The 17326-nt window shown below is 58.1% G+C and carries 11 protein-coding genes; 4 read left to right on the top strand and 7 right to left on the bottom strand.

All coding sequences use genetic code 11. The features are described from left to right. Positions 1-55 precede the first annotated feature (55 nt). Positions 56-703, top strand: coding sequence for a peptide-methionine (S)-S-oxide reductase MsrA (msrA, locus tag B723_RS07805; protein ID WP_017336192.1), 648 nt, complete (start codon positions 56-58; stop codon positions 701-703). 157 nt (positions 704-860) lie between these two features. On the opposite strand, the gene B723_RS07800 is transcribed toward msrA, so the two are convergent. Next, positions 861-1697 (bottom strand): 23S rRNA (adenine(2030)-N(6))-methyltransferase RlmJ, encoded by an 837-nt coding sequence (locus B723_RS07800; RefSeq protein ID WP_017336191.1) that lies wholly within the window; start codon positions 1695-1697, stop codon positions 861-863. Here B723_RS07800 and B723_RS07795 point away from each other — a divergent pair. Next, positions 1696-2223, top strand: a complete 528-nt coding sequence (locus B723_RS07795; RefSeq protein WP_017336190.1) for a type VI secretion system amidase effector protein Tae4 — start codon at positions 1696-1698, stop codon at positions 2221-2223. The genes B723_RS07800 and B723_RS07795 overlap by 2 nt on opposite strands. Next, complete coding sequence (locus tag B723_RS07790; protein WP_017336189.1) at positions 2220-2636, top strand: hypothetical protein; 417 nt, start codon at positions 2220-2222, stop codon at positions 2634-2636. The genes B723_RS07795 and B723_RS07790 overlap by 4 nt, the downstream gene beginning before the upstream one ends. Before the next feature lie 65 nt (positions 2637-2701). Here B723_RS07790 and B723_RS07785 read toward each other — a convergent pair whose 3' ends face one another. From B723_RS07785 to putP, 6 genes are all read right to left on the bottom strand, one after another. Next, positions 2702-3019: a hypothetical protein gene (locus B723_RS07785; protein ID WP_017336188.1), complete on the bottom strand. Its 318-nt coding sequence runs from the start codon at positions 3017-3019 to the stop codon at positions 2702-2704. A 359-nt stretch (positions 3020-3378) separates the two neighbouring features. Beyond that, the gene (locus B723_RS07780) at positions 3379-3729 is read right to left on the bottom strand and encodes a hypothetical protein (RefSeq protein WP_017336187.1); all 351 of its coding nucleotides are present in this window, start codon (positions 3727-3729) and stop codon (positions 3379-3381) included. Next, positions 3729-8510 carry an RHS repeat-associated core domain-containing protein gene (locus B723_RS07775; protein WP_017336186.1) on the bottom strand — a complete coding sequence of 1594 codons (4782 nt, stop codon included), beginning with the start codon at positions 8508-8510 and terminating at the stop codon, positions 3729-3731. Before B723_RS07775 ends, B723_RS07780 begins: the two co-directional genes overlap by 1 nt. Further along, entirely contained in the window at positions 8510-9247 is a 738-nt protein-coding gene (locus B723_RS07770) for a DUF4123 domain-containing protein (protein WP_017336185.1), read from the bottom strand. Before B723_RS07770 ends, B723_RS07775 begins: the two co-directional genes overlap by 1 nt. Further along, on the bottom strand, positions 9237-11126 hold the full coding sequence (locus B723_RS07765; RefSeq protein ID WP_017336184.1) for a type VI secretion system tip protein VgrG: 1890 nt from the start codon (positions 11124-11126) through the stop codon (positions 9237-9239). The genes B723_RS07770 and B723_RS07765 overlap by 11 nt, the downstream gene beginning before the upstream one ends. Before the next feature lie 272 nt (positions 11127-11398). Then, on the bottom strand, positions 11399-12883 hold the full coding sequence (gene putP / locus B723_RS07760) for a sodium/proline symporter PutP (protein ID WP_017336183.1): 1485 nt from the start codon (positions 12881-12883) through the stop codon (positions 11399-11401). 462 nt (positions 12884-13345) lie between these two features. Between putP and putA the strand changes: the two genes are divergently transcribed. Further along, complete coding sequence (putA, locus tag B723_RS07755; protein WP_017336182.1) at positions 13346-17299, top strand: trifunctional transcriptional regulator/proline dehydrogenase/L-glutamate gamma-semialdehyde dehydrogenase; 3954 nt, start codon at positions 13346-13348, stop codon at positions 17297-17299. The last annotated feature ends 27 nt before the right edge of the window (positions 17300-17326 follow it).

The following is a 17326-nucleotide window of genomic DNA, read 5'->3' as shown; positions in this document are numbered from 1 at the left end:
TGCATTCGGGCAAACTGCGCGTCTGACAATTTCAACCTGACTGAGAGGACTGATAATGGTTCTGCGCTCGGAAATTCTGGTGAACAAAAACGTGCTCCCTACAAAAGAACAAGCGCTGCCTGGCCGCGAAACCCCGATGACCGTGCCGGAAAAACACTTCGTCCACGACGCCCCGCTGCTGGGCCCGTTTGCCATGGACGTGGATTTCGCGATCTTCGGTCTCGGGTGCTTCTGGGGTGCGGAGCGCAAGTTCTGGCAGCGTGAAGGTGTGGTGAGTACGGCGGCGGGTTACGCCGGCGGCTTTACGCCGAACCCGACCTATGAAGAAGTCTGCTCGGGCCTGACCGGCCACAGCGAAGTGGTATTGGTGGTCTACGAGCCGGCGAAAGTCAGCTATGAAGAGCTGCTGAAGATGTTCTGGGAACTGCACAACCCGACTCAGGGCATGCGTCAGGGCAACGACATCGGCACCCAATATCGCTCGGTCATCTACGCGACCAACCCGACTCAATTGGCAGCCGCCAATCACAGCAAGGAAGTATTCCAGGCCGAGTTGACCAAGGCGGGTAAAGGCACGATCACGACTGAAATCGAAGAAGCGCCGACGTTCTACTTCGCCGAGGCCTATCACCAGCAGTATCTGGCCAAGAATCCCGAAGGGTATTGCGGGATTGGCGGTACGGGCGTGACGTGCCCGATCTGACTTAGCGCAATACCTGTGGCGAGGGAGCTTGCTCCCGCTCGGCTGCGAAGCAGTCATAAGATCGGTATGCGGGTTCTTGCTGAATGAACATCGCTACCGAAATCAGGGCCGCTCCGCGCCCCAGCGGGAGCAAGCTCCCTCGCCACAAATTCTCTGCTTACTCAGCAATCAACCAATCCATCTGCCACCCACCCTGGGTCTGCCCAAGCTTCTTGGACAACCACGGCAGCAACTCACGCAATTCCTCTTCCAGCCCCCACGGCGGATTCGCAATCGCCAACCCGGACCCGTTCAAACTGTTCGGCGTGTCCAGTGGATGCACCAGCAATTCCACCCGCAACAACTTCGGCGCGCCCGACCCTGCGAGATCCTGATAGAAACGCCGCAACATGCGCTGGTCCTTCACCGGGTACCAGATCGCCGCCACGGTCTGGCGCATCCGGCCAACCGCCTCTTTCAGCGCCGCCGCACAGCGTTGCATTTCATCCAGCTGTTCAAACGGCGGATCGATCAACATCACCGCCCGCTTCTCCTGCACCGGCAACATCGCCCGAGGCACATGCCAGCCTTCGCCCAGGTGAACCTTCACCCGACGGTCGCCGGCCATATTGTCCTTGAGCAACACACCGTCTTGCGGATGCTTCTCGTTGAGCATCACCCGATCCTGCGGCCGCGTCAGACGCCGCGCCAGCTCCGGCGACCCCGGGTAATAGCGCAACTGGCCATCCGGGTTCATGTCATGCAGCACCTTCATGTAATCGGCGGTCAACGCCGGCAGGTCCGGCTGATCCCACAACCGCGCGATGCCTTCCAGGTACTCCCCGGTGCGGCTCGCCTGATCACCCTGCAGGTCATACAGACCAATGCCGGCGTGAGTGTCGAGATAGGCAAACGGCTGCTCCTTGCGCGACATCAGGGCGATGAGGCGGGTCAAAGTCAGGTGTTTGAACACATCGGCGTGATTGCCGGCATGGAAGGCGTGACGATAATTCATGATTGCTCCTGCGAAGGCCGGGAAGTTTACCTTGTACCGAGGCGAACGTCAGGGCTTCGCGGCTGAGCGGGCATTCGCTCATGTCGGCGACGGAGTCGAAGCGGCAAGAGTTGAAAAGCCTGATGCTTATGCGAATGCCTGCGCCTTGAGGATAAGCAGAGCCTTTAACTATGGCGGATACAAAATCCCCAAAGGCACGATCATAAAAAACCAGCCCATCTATCGATTGAGTGGAGCGGACCAACTCCCCTACATCATGAAGGTGGTAGATTTCCTCGCGTTTCTTAGACATAACTGGGGCGAACCCGACCATATTTTGACGCAAAGTAATTCAAATTTTATAAATGGCAAAAAAGGCGTCATTGTCATGGAGATCACCGGGTGGAGCGACGCATCAGGCCACGCGACCCTTTGGAACGGGAGCGTGACCGGTGACGAAAGTGACTACCATAGGCAAGACAGCCACACCTATGACAATCCGAGGGTAAAGCTGGAAAAAATAAACTTTTGGGAGTTGAAAGGATGACGCGCTCGCAGTTAATTGTGCTGGCACTGCTATTGGTTTCAGGGCGAGCCATATCTGCTGAAATCAGTATCGACAAGGCTCGAGAAACGCTTAAAAATTATGGGTTGGCCAACTGTATTTCCGGCCAATTCAAGGGCGAGTCAGAAATCAAATCTGATATAGGACTCGCGATTGGCGCCTACTCGTCGATGGGAAAAGGTCAGCATCTGATCGTTCAAAACGAGGACACCCTTGAAGTCACGCACGATCCCTACGCAGAAACCGAGAAATACATGCGTAATGCCTACGCAAGGACCTCATCCGTCAGCAAGCACTCCGATAAAAGTATGGTTTTTTATGGTTGCCTAGAGGTTTACAACTCCGCGGAATTCGACGCATTCGTCAAATCTCAGGATCAGTACCTACCAAAGTAGGTCATCAAAAATCATCCGGACGATCCTTCCTGCAATTAAACCGGAAGGATCCCCCTTTACCGATGTTACGACAGCGCTTTCAACCGCCGCCCCAGCACATCCAGCACATCACACCCGTCTCGCAACGGAATGGCGCAGAGCAAGGCAAAGTCACTGAGGATGAAGGACTGACACTCGACCGAGCCACGCATCGACAGGTTTTCCATGACTTGGGTGACGGCGCGGATTCGAAAGCTGGCCGCGTCGTATAAAACGTCGAGTGGTGCGAGGGTATCGACGAACAAGGTGGGCATGTCGTCGCAGTTGCTGGTCAGTGCCATGAAGCGGCTTTTGGGTGGAGGGGCTGGTTTTTCGTAGGGTGGATCGGGGTGAAGATTTGTCATTTTTAAACCTCTGGTAAGAAGGGAAGCTACCATCGGCCTTCCTACAGGCTTGGGTGGCAGCTATACGCGGGGTAGGAATATCGAGACCAGAGAACTCGACCACACCGAAGCGTGCCCGCGCACAGCCGCCGCAACTGATCTTACGGACGCATGTTGATGGCCGCAATTCAAGTGTCGACGCCAAAGCGTCCTCTCTAGTCTTGAAGGGTTCCTACACCCTGCCACTGAATTTTCAGTGACCACCAGAGACTATCGATGGAACGTATTCCAAACCAGTTCATGGAAACCGCCGCGACTTGAAGGAAACTTCCGACGACCTTGCCCAGAAATTTCTCGATCACTTATGAGAAATCCAACGATCAACTCTCGTCTCGCTGATACCGCTGCAAACAACCTAAAAGAATCGTCATAAACTTCCTTTGATCTATGACCTCATCATCAAAGTAGGTCGTCATCTTCTTAAAGACCTGATCAAACGTATCATTTACATCTAAAAAATATGAGATTGTACTAATTAAAAACTCTCGTTCTTTCTCCTTATAAACAAGAAATTCAGGCCTAATCAAAACATCAAACAGCTCAGAAAGCTCCTTCTCATCATTTACATTTTTGGAAACTATTATCTCCTCCCTTTCTTCGTCATCCGTGTTCTCGATATCAAAGACAAAAAGCAGACTGCGTATATCAGCGATATTGTAATAATCTTTCATCAATCAAAGTCCGTATAAGAAGTTTTAGGCCGCCCGACATCATCCAATATGACTACCGCCTTGGTCTGTTCACCATACTCTAGACTTCCTCGCTTATACCCCGCCCCTACTTTTTTCCCCATATCAATAGGCCTGCGTGACGCCAGTAGACCGGCTTGTCGAAAAATCAATTGCGCTCTGTGTATAGCATTCAGCTGATCCCTGTGGCTCAAGAAGTGAGTCGCCGCAGAAGGTATTTTAGGCTCCCCTCTTCTCCTTCCACTACTGTAGGTTTCTACTACCCCCGTTGTCGGATTTTTACCCGACGTCACGCGCTCCATCTGCGATTGCAACGTAGTTTGCGCGCCGTGCTTTTCTAAAAAATGTCCCCCTGGAGTCGCCTTCTCAATTTTTTCCAACTCCCGATAAGCATTCGCCTCAGCCAACTCATCAATTCTCGCCCGCCTCTGTTCAGGCGTCATCTTCGGCAGAGGCGGCTCACCCTCATCAACCCTAGCGCCAGTCGCATCATCCGGCGCCTTACACCCGGGCTTAACCGACTGCGGACAATTCCCGTTCAACCCCAACGGATCAACCCACCCCGTCGGATTCAGCGCGTAGCGGTACTGATTCAGCCCGCCCGCCAGCTTCACAGGATCCGGCGTCAGATATCGCCCTACCTCCGGATCATAGTACCGATGCCGGTTGTAATGCAGACCGCTCTCGACATCAAAGTACTGCCCCTGAAACCGCAGCGGTTGTTCGAGCCGCTCTCCCCCGCCAACTGCTAAATGCGTGACTTTTCCGTAGGCGTTGTACTTCGCCGACCAGACAATTTCGCCACCAAAGTCCGTCAGCTCCTGCGGCGTACCAAGGTGATCGAGCTGGTAGTAAAACGGGCACGCCTTGCGCGGGCCTTTGCCGTCGAGCATGGCCAATGGGCGAAAAGTGCCGGGTTCGTAGACGTAGCTGCGGTAATGCTCGCGGCTGCTTTCGGCGACGAGGTTGTCGCCCTGCCAGAAGAATTCGGTGGTGTGACCGTCGACGGTTTTGGCGATGCGGCGGCCGAAGGCGTCGTAGCGGTAACTCGCGCAACGTCCGTCGGGTGTGGTGACGCCGATCAACCGGTGCTGGCAGTCGTAACGGTAGTCGGTGACGAGTTTTTGCCCAGTACCGCACCGCTCGCGGATGAGGTTGCCAAAGGCGTCGTAGTCGTAATGGCGGTCACCCTGCATCAGCAGGCGATTACCTTTAACGGTCGCCACGCCGGGGCGATCCTGCAACAGCAGGTTGCCAGCAGGGTCGTGAGCGAAGGTTTCCGGTAGGTCGTCGCGGGTATGGCGTACGCGGGTCAGGCGGTTGAGCGGGTCGTAGTAATAGCTGCGCTGGCCGTGGCGGCTGTCGGCGATGGTCGCCAGGTTGCCGTTGACCGCGTAGCTGTAGTGGCGCAGGTACAGCGATCGGGTTGGCTGGTTGATCGCGTGGGCTTGCAGCCGGCCCTGTTCGTCATAGTGATAGTGGCTGGTGAGTTGACCTTGTTGGCGTTGCTGCTCGCGGCCGAAGGCGAATTGGTGAGTGGTGAGCCGCGCGCCATTGAGGTCGATGGCGCTCAGCGCGCCGCCCTTTTCGTGGTGGTAGTCGAGTTTGCTGCCGTCCGGCAGGCGCATGCGGTTGAGCTGGCCGCAGGCATCGTAGCCATAGCGCAAGGTGCCCCAGCCCTGATGTTCGGTGATCAGGCGGTCCTGTTGGTCGTACTCGAATTCCAGCGGATGATCGTGGCCGTCATTGACGTTGATCAGGCGGCCAAGGCTGTCGTAGCCATACTCGACCTTGATGCCGTCGGGCAGCGTCTTGACCAGCAACCGCCCTGCCGAGTCTCGTTCATAAGCGGTAACCCACCGCGCCCCCTCATCGCCGAACTCGGTTTTCTCCAACAGATGGCCGTTGAGGTCGTAGGCATACGCGGTGCGACGACCATCGAATCCGGTTTCCTGTCGGATCAATCCGCCGGGCGTGTAATCCAGGCGATATTTCTCACCCGACTCGTTTTCGATTTCCGTCAGTAATAGCTGTGCGTTGTCGTAGCGATACTTCAGCTGCGAACCGTCGGCATTGACGCGGCGGCTGACCAAGTGCAAATCGTCGAGGTATTCGTAGCGCGTGGCACGACCCAGTTCGTCACGTTCAGCGGTGATTTTTCCGTAGGCGTTGTAGCTGAATGCCCGAGTGGCACCTGTGGGAAGCGTCGTCTGAAGCAGTCGTCCGACGGCATCCCACTGGTAGCGGGTGACGGCGCCGTGTTCGTCCTGGCGGGTAATCTGCCGACCCAACGCATCGTAGGAAAACCGCCGCTGACCACCGTCCGGCAAGGTCTCTTCAACCCGTTGGCCCAAGGCATTCCAGACGAAGAGATGACGGCTGTTATCCGGATACCGGATCGACAGCAACTGCCCTTTTTCATCGTAGTGATAGTGGGTGACATGACCGTCAGGATCGGTCGCCTCGATGACATCGCCCTGGGCATTGCGCCGGTACGTCCACACGGCTTTGCCGCGGGACTGCGCATGCAGGAAACCGTTGCGATACTCGTAGGAAGTTGGTTCCTCTTCCGGTGGAATCAGCGCGACCAGCCGCCCGACTTCGTCGTAGTGGTATTCGGTGACGGCGCCGAGCGGATCCTGCTCGGCAATCAACCGGCCTTTGTCGTCGTAGGCCTTGAAGTGTTCGCCGCCATCCAGCCCGATCCTGCGCACCAACCGCGCGCGATCATCGTGCTGGTAAACCTCTTCGCTGCCATCACTGTTGCGGACCGTGACGCTGCCCGCGTCGTCCCAGACATACCGCGCCTCCATCTGGGCAAATGACGCCCAATGACGGATGCATCGCGCCGCCTTGCCGGACCGTTCCCACTCCCAGAAGAAACTCGCCCCACCGGCCAGTTGCCGCTGCAGGATGACGTGCTGATCGTCGTAGTCGTAACGTTCGCTTTCGCCGACAGCGTTGGTGGCTTCGATCAGTTGCCGGCGGTCGTTGTAGCGGTAACTGATCAGCGTCTGTTCGGTGTGCCAAGCCTGGTCGAGATTTTGGGCCGGGACGAAAACCTGATAATCGACGGCGACCAGATGGCTGCGCTCATAACGCAACAGCAAGGCACGGCCGGCGCCGTTATCGAGGCGCTTGATGCGCTCCTGGCGGTCGCGTGTGACGCGCAGTCGGTTGTCGTAACCGTCGCTGATCGTTGTCAGTCGGCCGTTGATGAAGTGATAGAAACGCGTGTCATCGCCGGCCTGGGCGAGGATCAATTCTTCTGGTTCGTCGCCCAGGAAAATTGCCGCGCGCGAGAGGCTGTTGTGGATGGCCGGGCGTTCGATGCTCGGCAGTGGAAAAGAGGTGCGGCGATTTTCGTGATCGATCCAGATGACGTTGTCGCCCTCGATTTCCAGTCGATGCGCGAGGCTGTGACTCCAGCCGAAACCGAGCCCGCCATCGATCTCGACAGCGCTGGTGCGGTAGAGGCGGGTGAAGTCGAACGGCAGGATGCCGTCCAGCGAGCCGTCAGTGAGGGTCAGCAGCTCTTCGCCGGTGACCATCGACACCGGGCATTTGTTGGTGGCGGTTTTATCGGCGGAATCGGCAGGGTCGCCGTTGGGGTTTTTCGCCTGAACCGGGACGTCGTCCTGGTGTTCGGTTTGCTTGAGGGTCGTGTTGCGTTTGGCGTCCCAACGCAGCTGCACCCCGCCACTTCTGGGGCCCGCCGCCACGCCCCTTGCTGCGACCTTTTTGTAGCGGTCGACGTAGCTCATGAAGTTATCGATGAGGTTGAAGATCGCTTTGACGAATCCCTGCACGGCGCTGACGAGGCGGGCGCCGTAACTGGCAAAACGCATACTCAGATAAGCAATGCCAGCCCCCGCGCCAGCGAAGGTCAGGACAATCCCGATCAGAATGTCGATGAGCAACTGCACGACGACTGTTGATACAGCCTCGGCGGTTTTTCCGGCGACCTCGCTGGGCGGCAGCATCTCCAACCAGAGGCTGGCGGTGCGCAGCAACAAACACAGTGCCGCTTCATCGCTGGCCAACAGTTGGACTTTTGCCATCACGTCCGGAGCCGTTTTTGCGAGCCTGGCCAGCTCATCAGCACCGCTACCCAGTCGCTCAACGAACTCGCCGGGATCCTTGAGAATGTCCGAGAGCACGTTGAGGCTGTCCCACACACCAATAATTGCGGCCCAACTTCCAGCAAGCATGCCGTTACCCGCTGCGGCAAAAACCGACTGCGACCATTGCGGCTTGAAACCTTGCCACTCGTTGCGCAGCCAGGTTTCGAGTTGTTCGCTCAGGTCGTCGTAAGACTTGAAAAGCTCATCAACTTGATCCGAAGTCACCGCGCTGTGGACATGAACACGGTAGAACTTGCCGGGTGTACCTTCGAACCGTCCCTTGCCGTTTTCATCAAGCGTGACCGTTGTCTTTTCGCCGCCATCAACGGCAATCACATCAACCTGAATGTTCCCCAGTGGAATGTCGTAAACCGACTCGAACTTGCTTTCGATCTCCAGAATCCTGCTCTCAGGACACTGAGCAACACTGGAGATAAAATCGTCATCGCTACTGCTGACCGACTGGGTGGTACTGCCGAGCTTGATTTGCCGTTCCACGCCCATCAGCGAAGGCATGTCCGTCGCCCGGCTGACTTTGTCGGCAGTACGGTTGAACCAGTTGCCAAGTTGTTCGCGATAGAGCGTCAAGGTGTCTTTGAAGCCGTCGAGCTCCTGCTCGATCTGTACGATCTGATCCATCAGTCCAGCTCCGATATCAGGTAATCCACCAAGGCTGATTTCGGTGCTGACGGCAGGTCTGGCGCCTCTAAAAAGACCACCACCTTGTGCCGCAAGACGTTTTCGGAGAACGCCTCGAAAAGATCAGGACGGTCTTCGCTCAGCCACTTGAGCAAGTTGTTCACCCGAGTGGTGCTTGACTGGTCAGCGAGATGTTCCAGCAGCGTTGCGGAGACTTCCCACCATGGAAAAACCCTGGAGGTTTTCAGCGCGTCACCGCCAATTTCAAGTGACTGGCCATTGATCAGGCAACGCCCGATCACCGGCATCAGTTGTGCCGCGTTTACCTCGGCAGACTGAAGAATCGGCAATAAATAACGCCCATCCCAGAAACGGAAAAATACCGCGCTGCCATTAGGCAAAAGCACTTGCGTAAGGCTGCATAAATGCTCGACCAACACTTCCCGAGTCGAAGAAGACACCGCGAGCCAACCCCAGTCGCAAGACTCGGTCGTGGCCGCCCATTCCAGAAACTCACTGCCGGCAGCGACGATTCCGACATAAGGCATGACCGGCTCCCACTCGGCATAGTCGGTGTCGGCCCAGATCGGACAGGGTGCTTGAGCGGCGATCGATCGCTGCCAGGCCTTTAAGGGTTCTGCGGAGCTTGTATTGCTGAAGATCGCGAACAGTTGCTCCGAAGGTTTCAGCGGTTGGCGCTCCAGCCATTCGCGAGGTGACAAGCGATCAGGCTGCACAGACACCCTCCTTGCAACGCGCGCATTCTTCGCAGAACGGCGCGTCGCTTTTGAGGCTCAGAATCTGTGCGACGCTGAGTGCGGCGAGCTGTCTTTGGCTGCTCGGCGCACTCATTGCCGGCATCGGCGCACCACCGAGTTCTATCGGAACGCTGCTGAAGATCCCGGCGGGGCCGATGTTGATCCAGTGCCCGCCCGCCTGAAGCGTGACATTGGTACCGCCTTCGATGACGACTTGTCCGCTCGCTTTAACGCTCTGGTTGCCGACGCTGATGTGTCGATCACCGCGCACGTGCAGGTTATCGCTTACACCAACGACCGCACTGCGCCGGTTGCCGACCTCGACGTGCAAGTCGCTCAATACCTCTTGAGTCCAGTTTCGCTGGGCCCGCAGGTAGATTTCCTCGGCGCCTTTGCGATCCTCAATGCGTAATTCGCTGTAACCGCCACCACCGGGACTGCTTTGGCTGCGGAAAATGCTGCGGGTTTTGTCGGCGGGCAGATTCAGTGGTGCCGAGTTGGCGCCGTTGGGAACGCAGCCCATGACCACCGGTTTATCCACGTCGGCATCGACGAACCCCACCAGTACTTCCATGCCGACCCGAGGAATCAGTGCGATGCCGTAGCCGTCATGCGCCCAGCCCGTGGCGACGCGCAGCCAGCAACTGGAATGTTCGTTGCGCTTCCCGTCACGATCCCAAGCAAGCTGTACCTTGACCCGGCCGTACTCGTCGCAGTGGATCTCGCTGTCACTTGGGCCCGTGACTACAGCCGTTTGATAACCGGTGAAAGAGGGTTTCCCGATATGAACCGGGCGAAACGAAACATCCCACGGCGTTGCCAGAAAGGTATTTCGATAGCCTTGGAAATCTTCCGGGTTGCTGCCGGCCATCTCTTCCAGCACCTGCGGCTGACGGCCATGGTGTTCAATTTGGGTGATCAGCCACAGGTCATTCCATGTCTGACGCGGGTGCTCGGCCAAGCGTAGGAAATGCCCGCTTACCAAAGCAGTTTCATCGCCCCACCCTTCAGCCTGACGGTAGTCCGCGTTGTGGCGTTCAAGCGCTCGCTGAGCCAGCTCCTTACCGTATTCGCGATCCGTGAACTGGCCTGGAAAGTGGTAGTCCTCAAGGGCCGGCAACTGCCCGTTGTCGATTCGGCTTTCAAGTTGCAGTCGCGGTTTGTGGAAGTCGTAGTCGCGACGAGCTACCGCCGTGGTGCGGGTTTCCAGTCGTACGTTGAAGCGATTGATCGCTGGCGCATCTGCCGCCATACCGGTGTCGGGCAAGTAAAGCGTCGGTTTGGCGATCAGAGGAAAAACCGTCTGATCATCACCAAACACCAGCAAATGCCCGTCGATGCTGTGCTGGAAGTGGTAGTGAATGCCAATTTCGGCACATAACCGCTGGATGAACGCCAGATCGCTTTCCGCGTATTGCACGCAGTACTCGCGCTCGGGGTAGTCACTGCCAAGACGAAACGCGAAGGCATCACGCTGGATGCCATGATCCTTGAGAACCTGCGCAATGATCGTCGGCACGCTTTTGTGCTGGAAAATCCGCTGATTGACGCGCTGCCCGAGGTAGCTCAGACGCGGCACCAGGCTGATCTGATAACGCGTCAGACGTTGACCGGAATCGCCTTGGCCCACGCGATAAATCTGACCGTGGATGCCGCAACCTTGCGCATCAAAACTCAGAAACGCCTGACAATGCAGAAGGCTTTCGAGATCGAGGTCCGGCCGTTCGCTGACCAGTTCCAGGTCAAAACGGTAGGGCTGGCTGATGGCTTCCTTTCCCGTGAACTCAAGCACCTTGAGCTCATTCTGGTTGCCGTCGACGGTCAGCGTGAAGCGCGGTTGATTGGCGAGAGCGAACATCCGATGTGTCTCTGCAAAATGTAGGCGGGCGATTCTGCATGAGCGACAAGGGGTGTTGATGAAGGGACAGGAAACTCAGATTCGCCCTACTTTTTTATAGATTCTTCCTTCAAAAAATCGGGACATCCGACTACAGACATCCCCCTCAAAACCACCACCGGCCAATGGGGGAGCGGGTCTTTGTCCCCCGCAAGCAAAAAAAACGGCCCGCCTCCAAAGGAAGCGGGCCGTTTTCATGTTCGGCGAAAGGTCGGAGCCTCAGCTCGTCCCGATCACTTGTTCAGGCGGAAATCTGCCTCGGCAGCGGCAAAGCGCTGAAGCATGCCCGCCGTCGGGTTGCCCAGTTTGCTGACGATGTAGATCGCCAGGCTGGCGAAGATGAAACCAGGGATGATTTCGTACAGACCCAGCAGCTCGAAGTGTTTCCACACGATGACGGTGATCGCGCCAACCAGAATACCGGCCAGTGCGCCGTTGCGGGTCATGTCTTTCCAGATCACGGAGATCAGCACAACCGGACCGAACGCAGCACCGAAACCGGCCCAGGCGTAGCTGACCAGACCGAGTACACGGTTGTTCGGGTTAGCCGCCAGCGCGATAGCGATCAGGGCAACCAGCAGCACCATGGCGCGACCGACCCAAACCAGCTCAACCTGGGAAGCGGTTTTGCGCAGGAAGGTTTTGTAGAAGTCTTCGGTCAGGGCGCTCGAGCACACCAGCAACTGGCAGCTCAGGGTGCTCATTACCGCGGCCAAAATAGCCGACAGCAGGACACCGGCAACCCAAGGATTGAAGAGGATTTTGGCCAGCTCGATGAACACGCGCTCCGGGTTTTCGGTCACAGGACCAGCGACTTCTGGGTGCGCGGAGAAGTAAGCGATACCGAAAAAGCCTACAGCCACGGTGCCGCCCAGGCACAGGATCATCCAAGCCATGGAGATACGACGTGCCTTGGCAATCGACTTGACCGAATCCGCCGCCATGAAACGCGCGAGGATGTGCGGCTGGCCGAAGTAGCCCAGGCCCCAGCCCATCAGCGAGATGATGCCGACGAAGGTAGTGTTTTTCAGCATGTCGAAGTTGCTGGCGTCTTGCGCTTCGATGGCCAGGAACGTGGTGTCGACGCCGCCGGTGGCCAGCAGCACGATGATCGGCGTCAGCAACAGAGCGAAGATCATCAGCGTGGCTTGCACGGTATCCGTCCAGCTTACTGCCAGGAAACCGCCGACGAAGGTGTAGGCAATCGTCGCCGCAGCACCGGCCCACAGCGCTGTCTCGTAGGACATGCCGAAGGTGCTTTCGAACAGGCGGGCGCCGGCCACGATGCCGGAAGCGCAGTAGATGGTGAAGAACACCAGGATCACGACCGCGGAGATGATCCGCAGCAGACCGCTTTTGTCTTCGAAGCGGCTGGAGAAGTAGTCCGGCAGGGTCAGTGCATCACCGTTGTGCTCGGTCTGCACGCGCAGACGGCCGGCGACGAACAGCCAGTTCAGGTAAGCACCGATGATCAGGCCGATGGCGATCCAGCTTTCGGACAGGCCGGACATGTAGATGGCGCCCGGCAGGCCCATCAACAACCAGCCGCTCATGTCGGAGGCGCCGGCGGACAATGCAGTCACGACGCTGCCCAGGCTGCGACCGCCCAGAATGTAGTCAGAAAGATTGTTGGTGGAACGATAGGCCATGAAGCCGATCAGCACCATTGCTGCGATGTAGATCACGAAGGTGATCAGGGTTGGATTGCTAACGCTCATTAAGTTACGCCCTGGCTTTGTTTTTATGTAGCGGCGGCTGGTGAACCGCGCGCAAACGACGACGTTTGACAGACGATTTCAGATCCCGCGCATTTATGACTGATGTTTCCCCAGGAAAGCCATCAGCCAGATACACCTGTCTTTTTGACTGGTTGCACCTTAGCCGCGAATGCTATTCAACAATGCAAATAAGGTGCAACCCATTTCGCGAGAATAAGTTGCACCTAGTCGGATTTATCCGAAAAAAGCCGGTTTTTGCTTCCTTTTAGCGCAGTCAACGACCGTTCCTAGAATTAAAAGCACCAAGCAAGTGCGGTACGTTCGTATCGGAATTTATTTCCTGACGAGCTGCTTATAATTCCGACAAAAAAAGGGTTGCACCCGGTTGCACCTCAAAGGTTGCCCAGCTAATCTTGCGGCCAGCTGATGCCACGCGGTCGTGGCAAACATGAGGATAAAAATATGGCTACCACCACCCTTGGGGTCAAACTTGATGACCCGACCCGCGAGCGCCTAAAGGCGGCCGCGACCTCGATTGATCGCACGCCGCACTGGCTGATCAAGCAGGCAATTTTCAATTACCTGGAAAAACTCGAGGGTGGTGCAACCCTGACCGAGCTGAACGGTTTGACCTCCAAAGAGGCTGACGACAGTGGCGAAGTCCATGTCGACCATGCACACCAGTGCTTCCTCGAGTTCGCCGAAAGCATCCTGCCGCAATCGGTGCTGCGTGCTTCGATCACCGCCGCTTACCGTCGCCCTGAGCCGGAAGTGGTGCCGATGTTGATCGAACAGGCTCGCTTGCCGGTCGCCATGGCCGAAGCCACCAACAAGCTGGCGGCCTCGATTGCCGAGAAACTGCGCAATCAGAAGAGCGCCGGCGGCCGTGCCGGGATTGTTCAGGGCCTGCTGCAGGAATTTTCCCTGTCGTCCCAGGAAGGCGTGGCGCTGATGTGCCTGGCCGAAGCGCTGCTGCGCATCCCGGACAAAGGCACTCGCGACGCACTGATTCGCGACAAGATCAGCACCGGCAACTGGCACCCGCACTTGGGCAACAGTCCGTCGCTGTTCGTCAACGCCGCCACTTGGGGTCTGCTACTGACCGGCAAACTGGTCGCCACCCACAATGAAGCCGGCCTGACTTCGTCCTTGAGCCGCATTATCGGCAAAAGCGGCGAGCCGATGATCCGCAAGGGCGTCGACATGGCCATGCGCCTGATGGGCGAGCAGTTCGTTACCGGCGAAACCATCGCCGAAGCCCTGGCCAACGCCAGCAAGTTCGAAGCCAAAGGCTTCCGCTATTCCTACGACATGCTGGGTGAAGCCGCACTCACCGAGCACGACGCGCAGAAATACCTCGCCTCGTACGAACAAGCCATCCACTCGATCGGCAAAGCGTCCCACGGTCGTGGGATTTATGAAGGCCCGGGCATTTCCATCAAGCTGTCGGCACTGCACCCGCGTTACAGCCGTGCGCAGTACGAGCGTGTGATGGACGAGTTGTACCCGCGCCTGTTGTCGCTGACCCTGTTGGCCAAGCAGTACGACATCGGCCTGAACATCGACGCCGAAGAAGCCGACCGCCTCGAGCTGTCGCTGGATCTGCTGGAGCGCCTGTGCTTCGAGCCGCAACTGACCGGCTGGAACGGCATCGGCTTCGTGATCCAGGCTTACCAGAAGCGTTGCCCGTACGTGATCGATTACGTGATCGACCTGGCGCGTCGCAGTCGTCATCGCCTGATGATCCGCCTGGTAAAAGGCGCGTACTGGGACAGCGAAATCAAGCGCGCCCAGGTCGAAGGCCTGGAAGGCTATCCGGTCTACACCCGCAAGGTGTACACCGACGTTTCCTACATCGCCTGCGCGCGCAAACTGCTGTCGGTGCCGGAAGTCATCTATCCGCAGTTCGCCACGCACAACGCCCACACCCTGTCGGCCATTTACCACATCGCGGGGCAGAACTATTACCCCGGCCAGTACGAGTTCCAGTGCTTGCACGGCATGGGTGAACCGCTGTACGAACAGGTTGTAGGCAAAGTTTCCGAAGGCAAGCTGAACCGTCCGTGCCGCGTGTACGCTCCGGTTGGTACTCACGAAACACTGCTGGCGTACCTGGTTCGTCGTCTGCTGGAAAACGGCGCGAACACCTCGTTCGTCAACCGTATCGCCGACCAGTCCATTTCGATTCAGGAGCTGGTGGCCGATCCAGTGGCCAGCATCGAGCAGATGGCGACGCTGGAAGGCGGCTTCGGCCTGCCGCACCCGCGTATCCCGCTGCCGCGTGACCTTTATGGTGCCGAGCGCGCCAACTCCAGCGGCATCGACATGGCCAACGAACATCGTCTGGCTTCGCTGTCCTGTGCTTTGCTGGCCACCGCTCACAACCACTGGAAGGCCGCACCGATGCTCGGTTGCGCCTCCAGCACTGAAACACCTGCGCCAGTGCTCAACCCGTCCGATCTGCGTGACGTGGTCGGCCATGTGCAGGAAGCAACCGTCGACGACGTCGACAACGCGATCCAGTGCGCCCTGAACGCTGCGCCGATCTGGCAGGCCACTCCGCCCGCCGAACGTGCTGCGATCCTGGAACGTGCCGCCGATTTGATGGAAGGCGAGATTCAGCCGCTGATGGGCCTGCTGGCTCGCGAAGCCGGCAAGACCTTCGCCAACGCCATCGCCGAAGTGCGCGAAGCCGTGGACTTCCTGCGTTATTACGCCGTGCAGGCTCGCAACGATTTCACCAATGACGCCCACCGCCCATTGGGTCCGGTGGTCTGCATCAGCCCGTGGAACTTCCCGCTGGCGATCTTCAGTGGCCAGGTCGCTGCTGCGCTTGCCGCCGGTAACCCGGTTCTGGCCAAGCCAGCGGAACAAACCCCGCTGGTCGCCGCTCAAGCCGTGCGCCTGTTGCTCGAAGCCGGGATTCCGGAAGGCGTGCTGCAACTGTTGCCGGGTCGTGGCGAAACCGTTGGCGCCCGTCTGGTCGGTGACGATCGGGTCAAAGGCGTGATGTTCACCGGTTCCACCGAAGTCGCTCGCTTGCTGCAACGCAACGTCGCCGGTCGTCTGGATGCACAGGGTCGTCCGATTCCGCTGATCGCCGAAACCGGCGGCCAGAACGCGATGATCGTCGACTCCTCGGCACTGACCGAACAGGTTGTGATCGACGTCGTATCGTCGGCCTTCGACAGCGCCGGTCAACGTTGCTCGGCCCTGCGTGTACTGTGCTTGCAGGAAGATTCCGCTGATCGCGTCATCGAAATGCTCAAGGGCGCCATGGCTGAATGCCGTCTCGGCAACCCTGAGCGCCTGTCCGTGGACATCGGCCCGGTGATCGACGCCGAAGCCAAGGCGGGCATCGAGAAGCACATCCAGGCCATGCGCGACAAAGGACGCAACGTGTATCAGGTGGCGATCGCCAACAGCGAAGAAGTCAAACGCGGCACCTTCGTGATGCCGACGCTGATCGAGCTGGAGAGCTTCGACGAACTGCAACGCGAGATCTTCGGCCCGGTGCTGCACGTGGTTCGCTACAAGCGCAAGGACATCGACCAGTTGATCGGCCAGATCAACGCTTCCGGCTACGGCCTGACGCTGGGCGTGCACACGCGTATCGACGAGACCATCGCCAAGGTGATCGACAACGTCAACGCCGGTAACGTCTACGTGAACCGCAACATCGTTGGCGCTGTGGTTGGCGTGCAACCGTTTGGTGGCGAAGGCCTGTCGGGCACTGGCCCGAAAGCCGGTGGTCCGTTGTACCTGTACCGCCTGCTGTCGACCCGTCCTACCGATGCGATCGAACAGTCCTTCGCTCGCGGCGATGCCGTCACTGCACCGGATGTTCGTCTGCGTGACGCCATGAGCAAACCGCTGACTGCGCTGCAAGCCTGGGCCGACAGCAACAAGCTCAGCGACCTGAGCACCCTGTGCGTGCAGTTCGCGGCGCAATCGCAAAGCGGGATCACCCGTGTGCTGGCGGGGCCGACTGGCGAGCGCAACAGCTACGCCATTCTGCCGCGTGAACACGTGCTGTGCCTGGCGGAAGTCGAAGGCGATCTGTTGACTCAACTGGCGGCGGTATTGGCTGTCGGTGGTTCGGCGGTTTGGCCGGAAGCTGACTTGACCAAGGCATTGTTCGCACGCATGCCAAAGGAAATTCAGGCGAAGATCAAGCTGGTTGCCGACTGGAACAAGGACGAAGTGGTGTTTGATGCGGTCCTGCATCACGGCCATTCCGATCAGCTGCGCGCGGTTTGCCAGCAAGTGGCCAAGCGTGCCGGGGCGATCGTCGGGGTTCACGGGTTGTCCCAGGGCGAGACCAACATCGCGCTGGAGCGTCTGGTGATCGAGCGGGCATTGAGTGTTAACACCGCTGCGGCGGGTGGTAATGCGAGCTTGATGACGATCGGCTAAATCGCAACAAGACCGGGCGTCCGCAAT

The organism is Pseudomonas fluorescens NCIMB 11764, assembly GCF_000293885.2.
GTDB classification, from domain to species: domain Bacteria; phylum Pseudomonadota; class Gammaproteobacteria; order Pseudomonadales; family Pseudomonadaceae; genus Aquipseudomonas; species Aquipseudomonas fluorescens_B.
This window is presented reverse-complemented; position numbering and strand designations above follow the sequence as displayed.

Coding starts and splice junctions, on each gene's coding strand:
- msrA (WP_017336192.1), top strand. CDS start 56: ATGGTTCTGCGCTCGGAAATTCTGGTGAACAAAAACGTGCTCCCTACA.
- B723_RS07795 (WP_017336190.1), top strand. CDS start 1,696: ATGATTGCTCCTGCGAAGGCCGGGAAGTTTACCTTGTACCGAGGCGAA.
- B723_RS07800 (WP_017336191.1), bottom strand. CDS start 1,697: ATGAATTATCGTCACGCCTTCCATGCCGGCAATCACGCCGATGTGTTC.
- B723_RS07790 (WP_017336189.1), top strand. CDS start 2,220: ATGACGCGCTCGCAGTTAATTGTGCTGGCACTGCTATTGGTTTCAGGG.
- B723_RS07785 (WP_017336188.1), bottom strand. CDS start 3,019: ATGACAAATCTTCACCCCGATCCACCCTACGAAAAACCAGCCCCTCCA.
- B723_RS07780 (WP_017336187.1), bottom strand. CDS start 3,729: ATGAAAGATTATTACAATATCGCTGATATACGCAGTCTGCTTTTTGTC.
- B723_RS07775 (WP_017336186.1), bottom strand. CDS start 8,510: ATGGATCAGATCGTACAGATCGAGCAGGAGCTCGACGGCTTCAAAGAC.
- B723_RS07765 (WP_017336184.1), bottom strand. CDS start 11,126: ATGTTCGCTCTCGCCAATCAACCGCGCTTCACGCTGACCGTCGACGGC.
- putP (WP_017336183.1), bottom strand. CDS start 12,883: ATGAGCGTTAGCAATCCAACCCTGATCACCTTCGTGATCTACATCGCA.
- putA (WP_017336182.1), top strand. CDS start 13,346: ATGGCTACCACCACCCTTGGGGTCAAACTTGATGACCCGACCCGCGAG.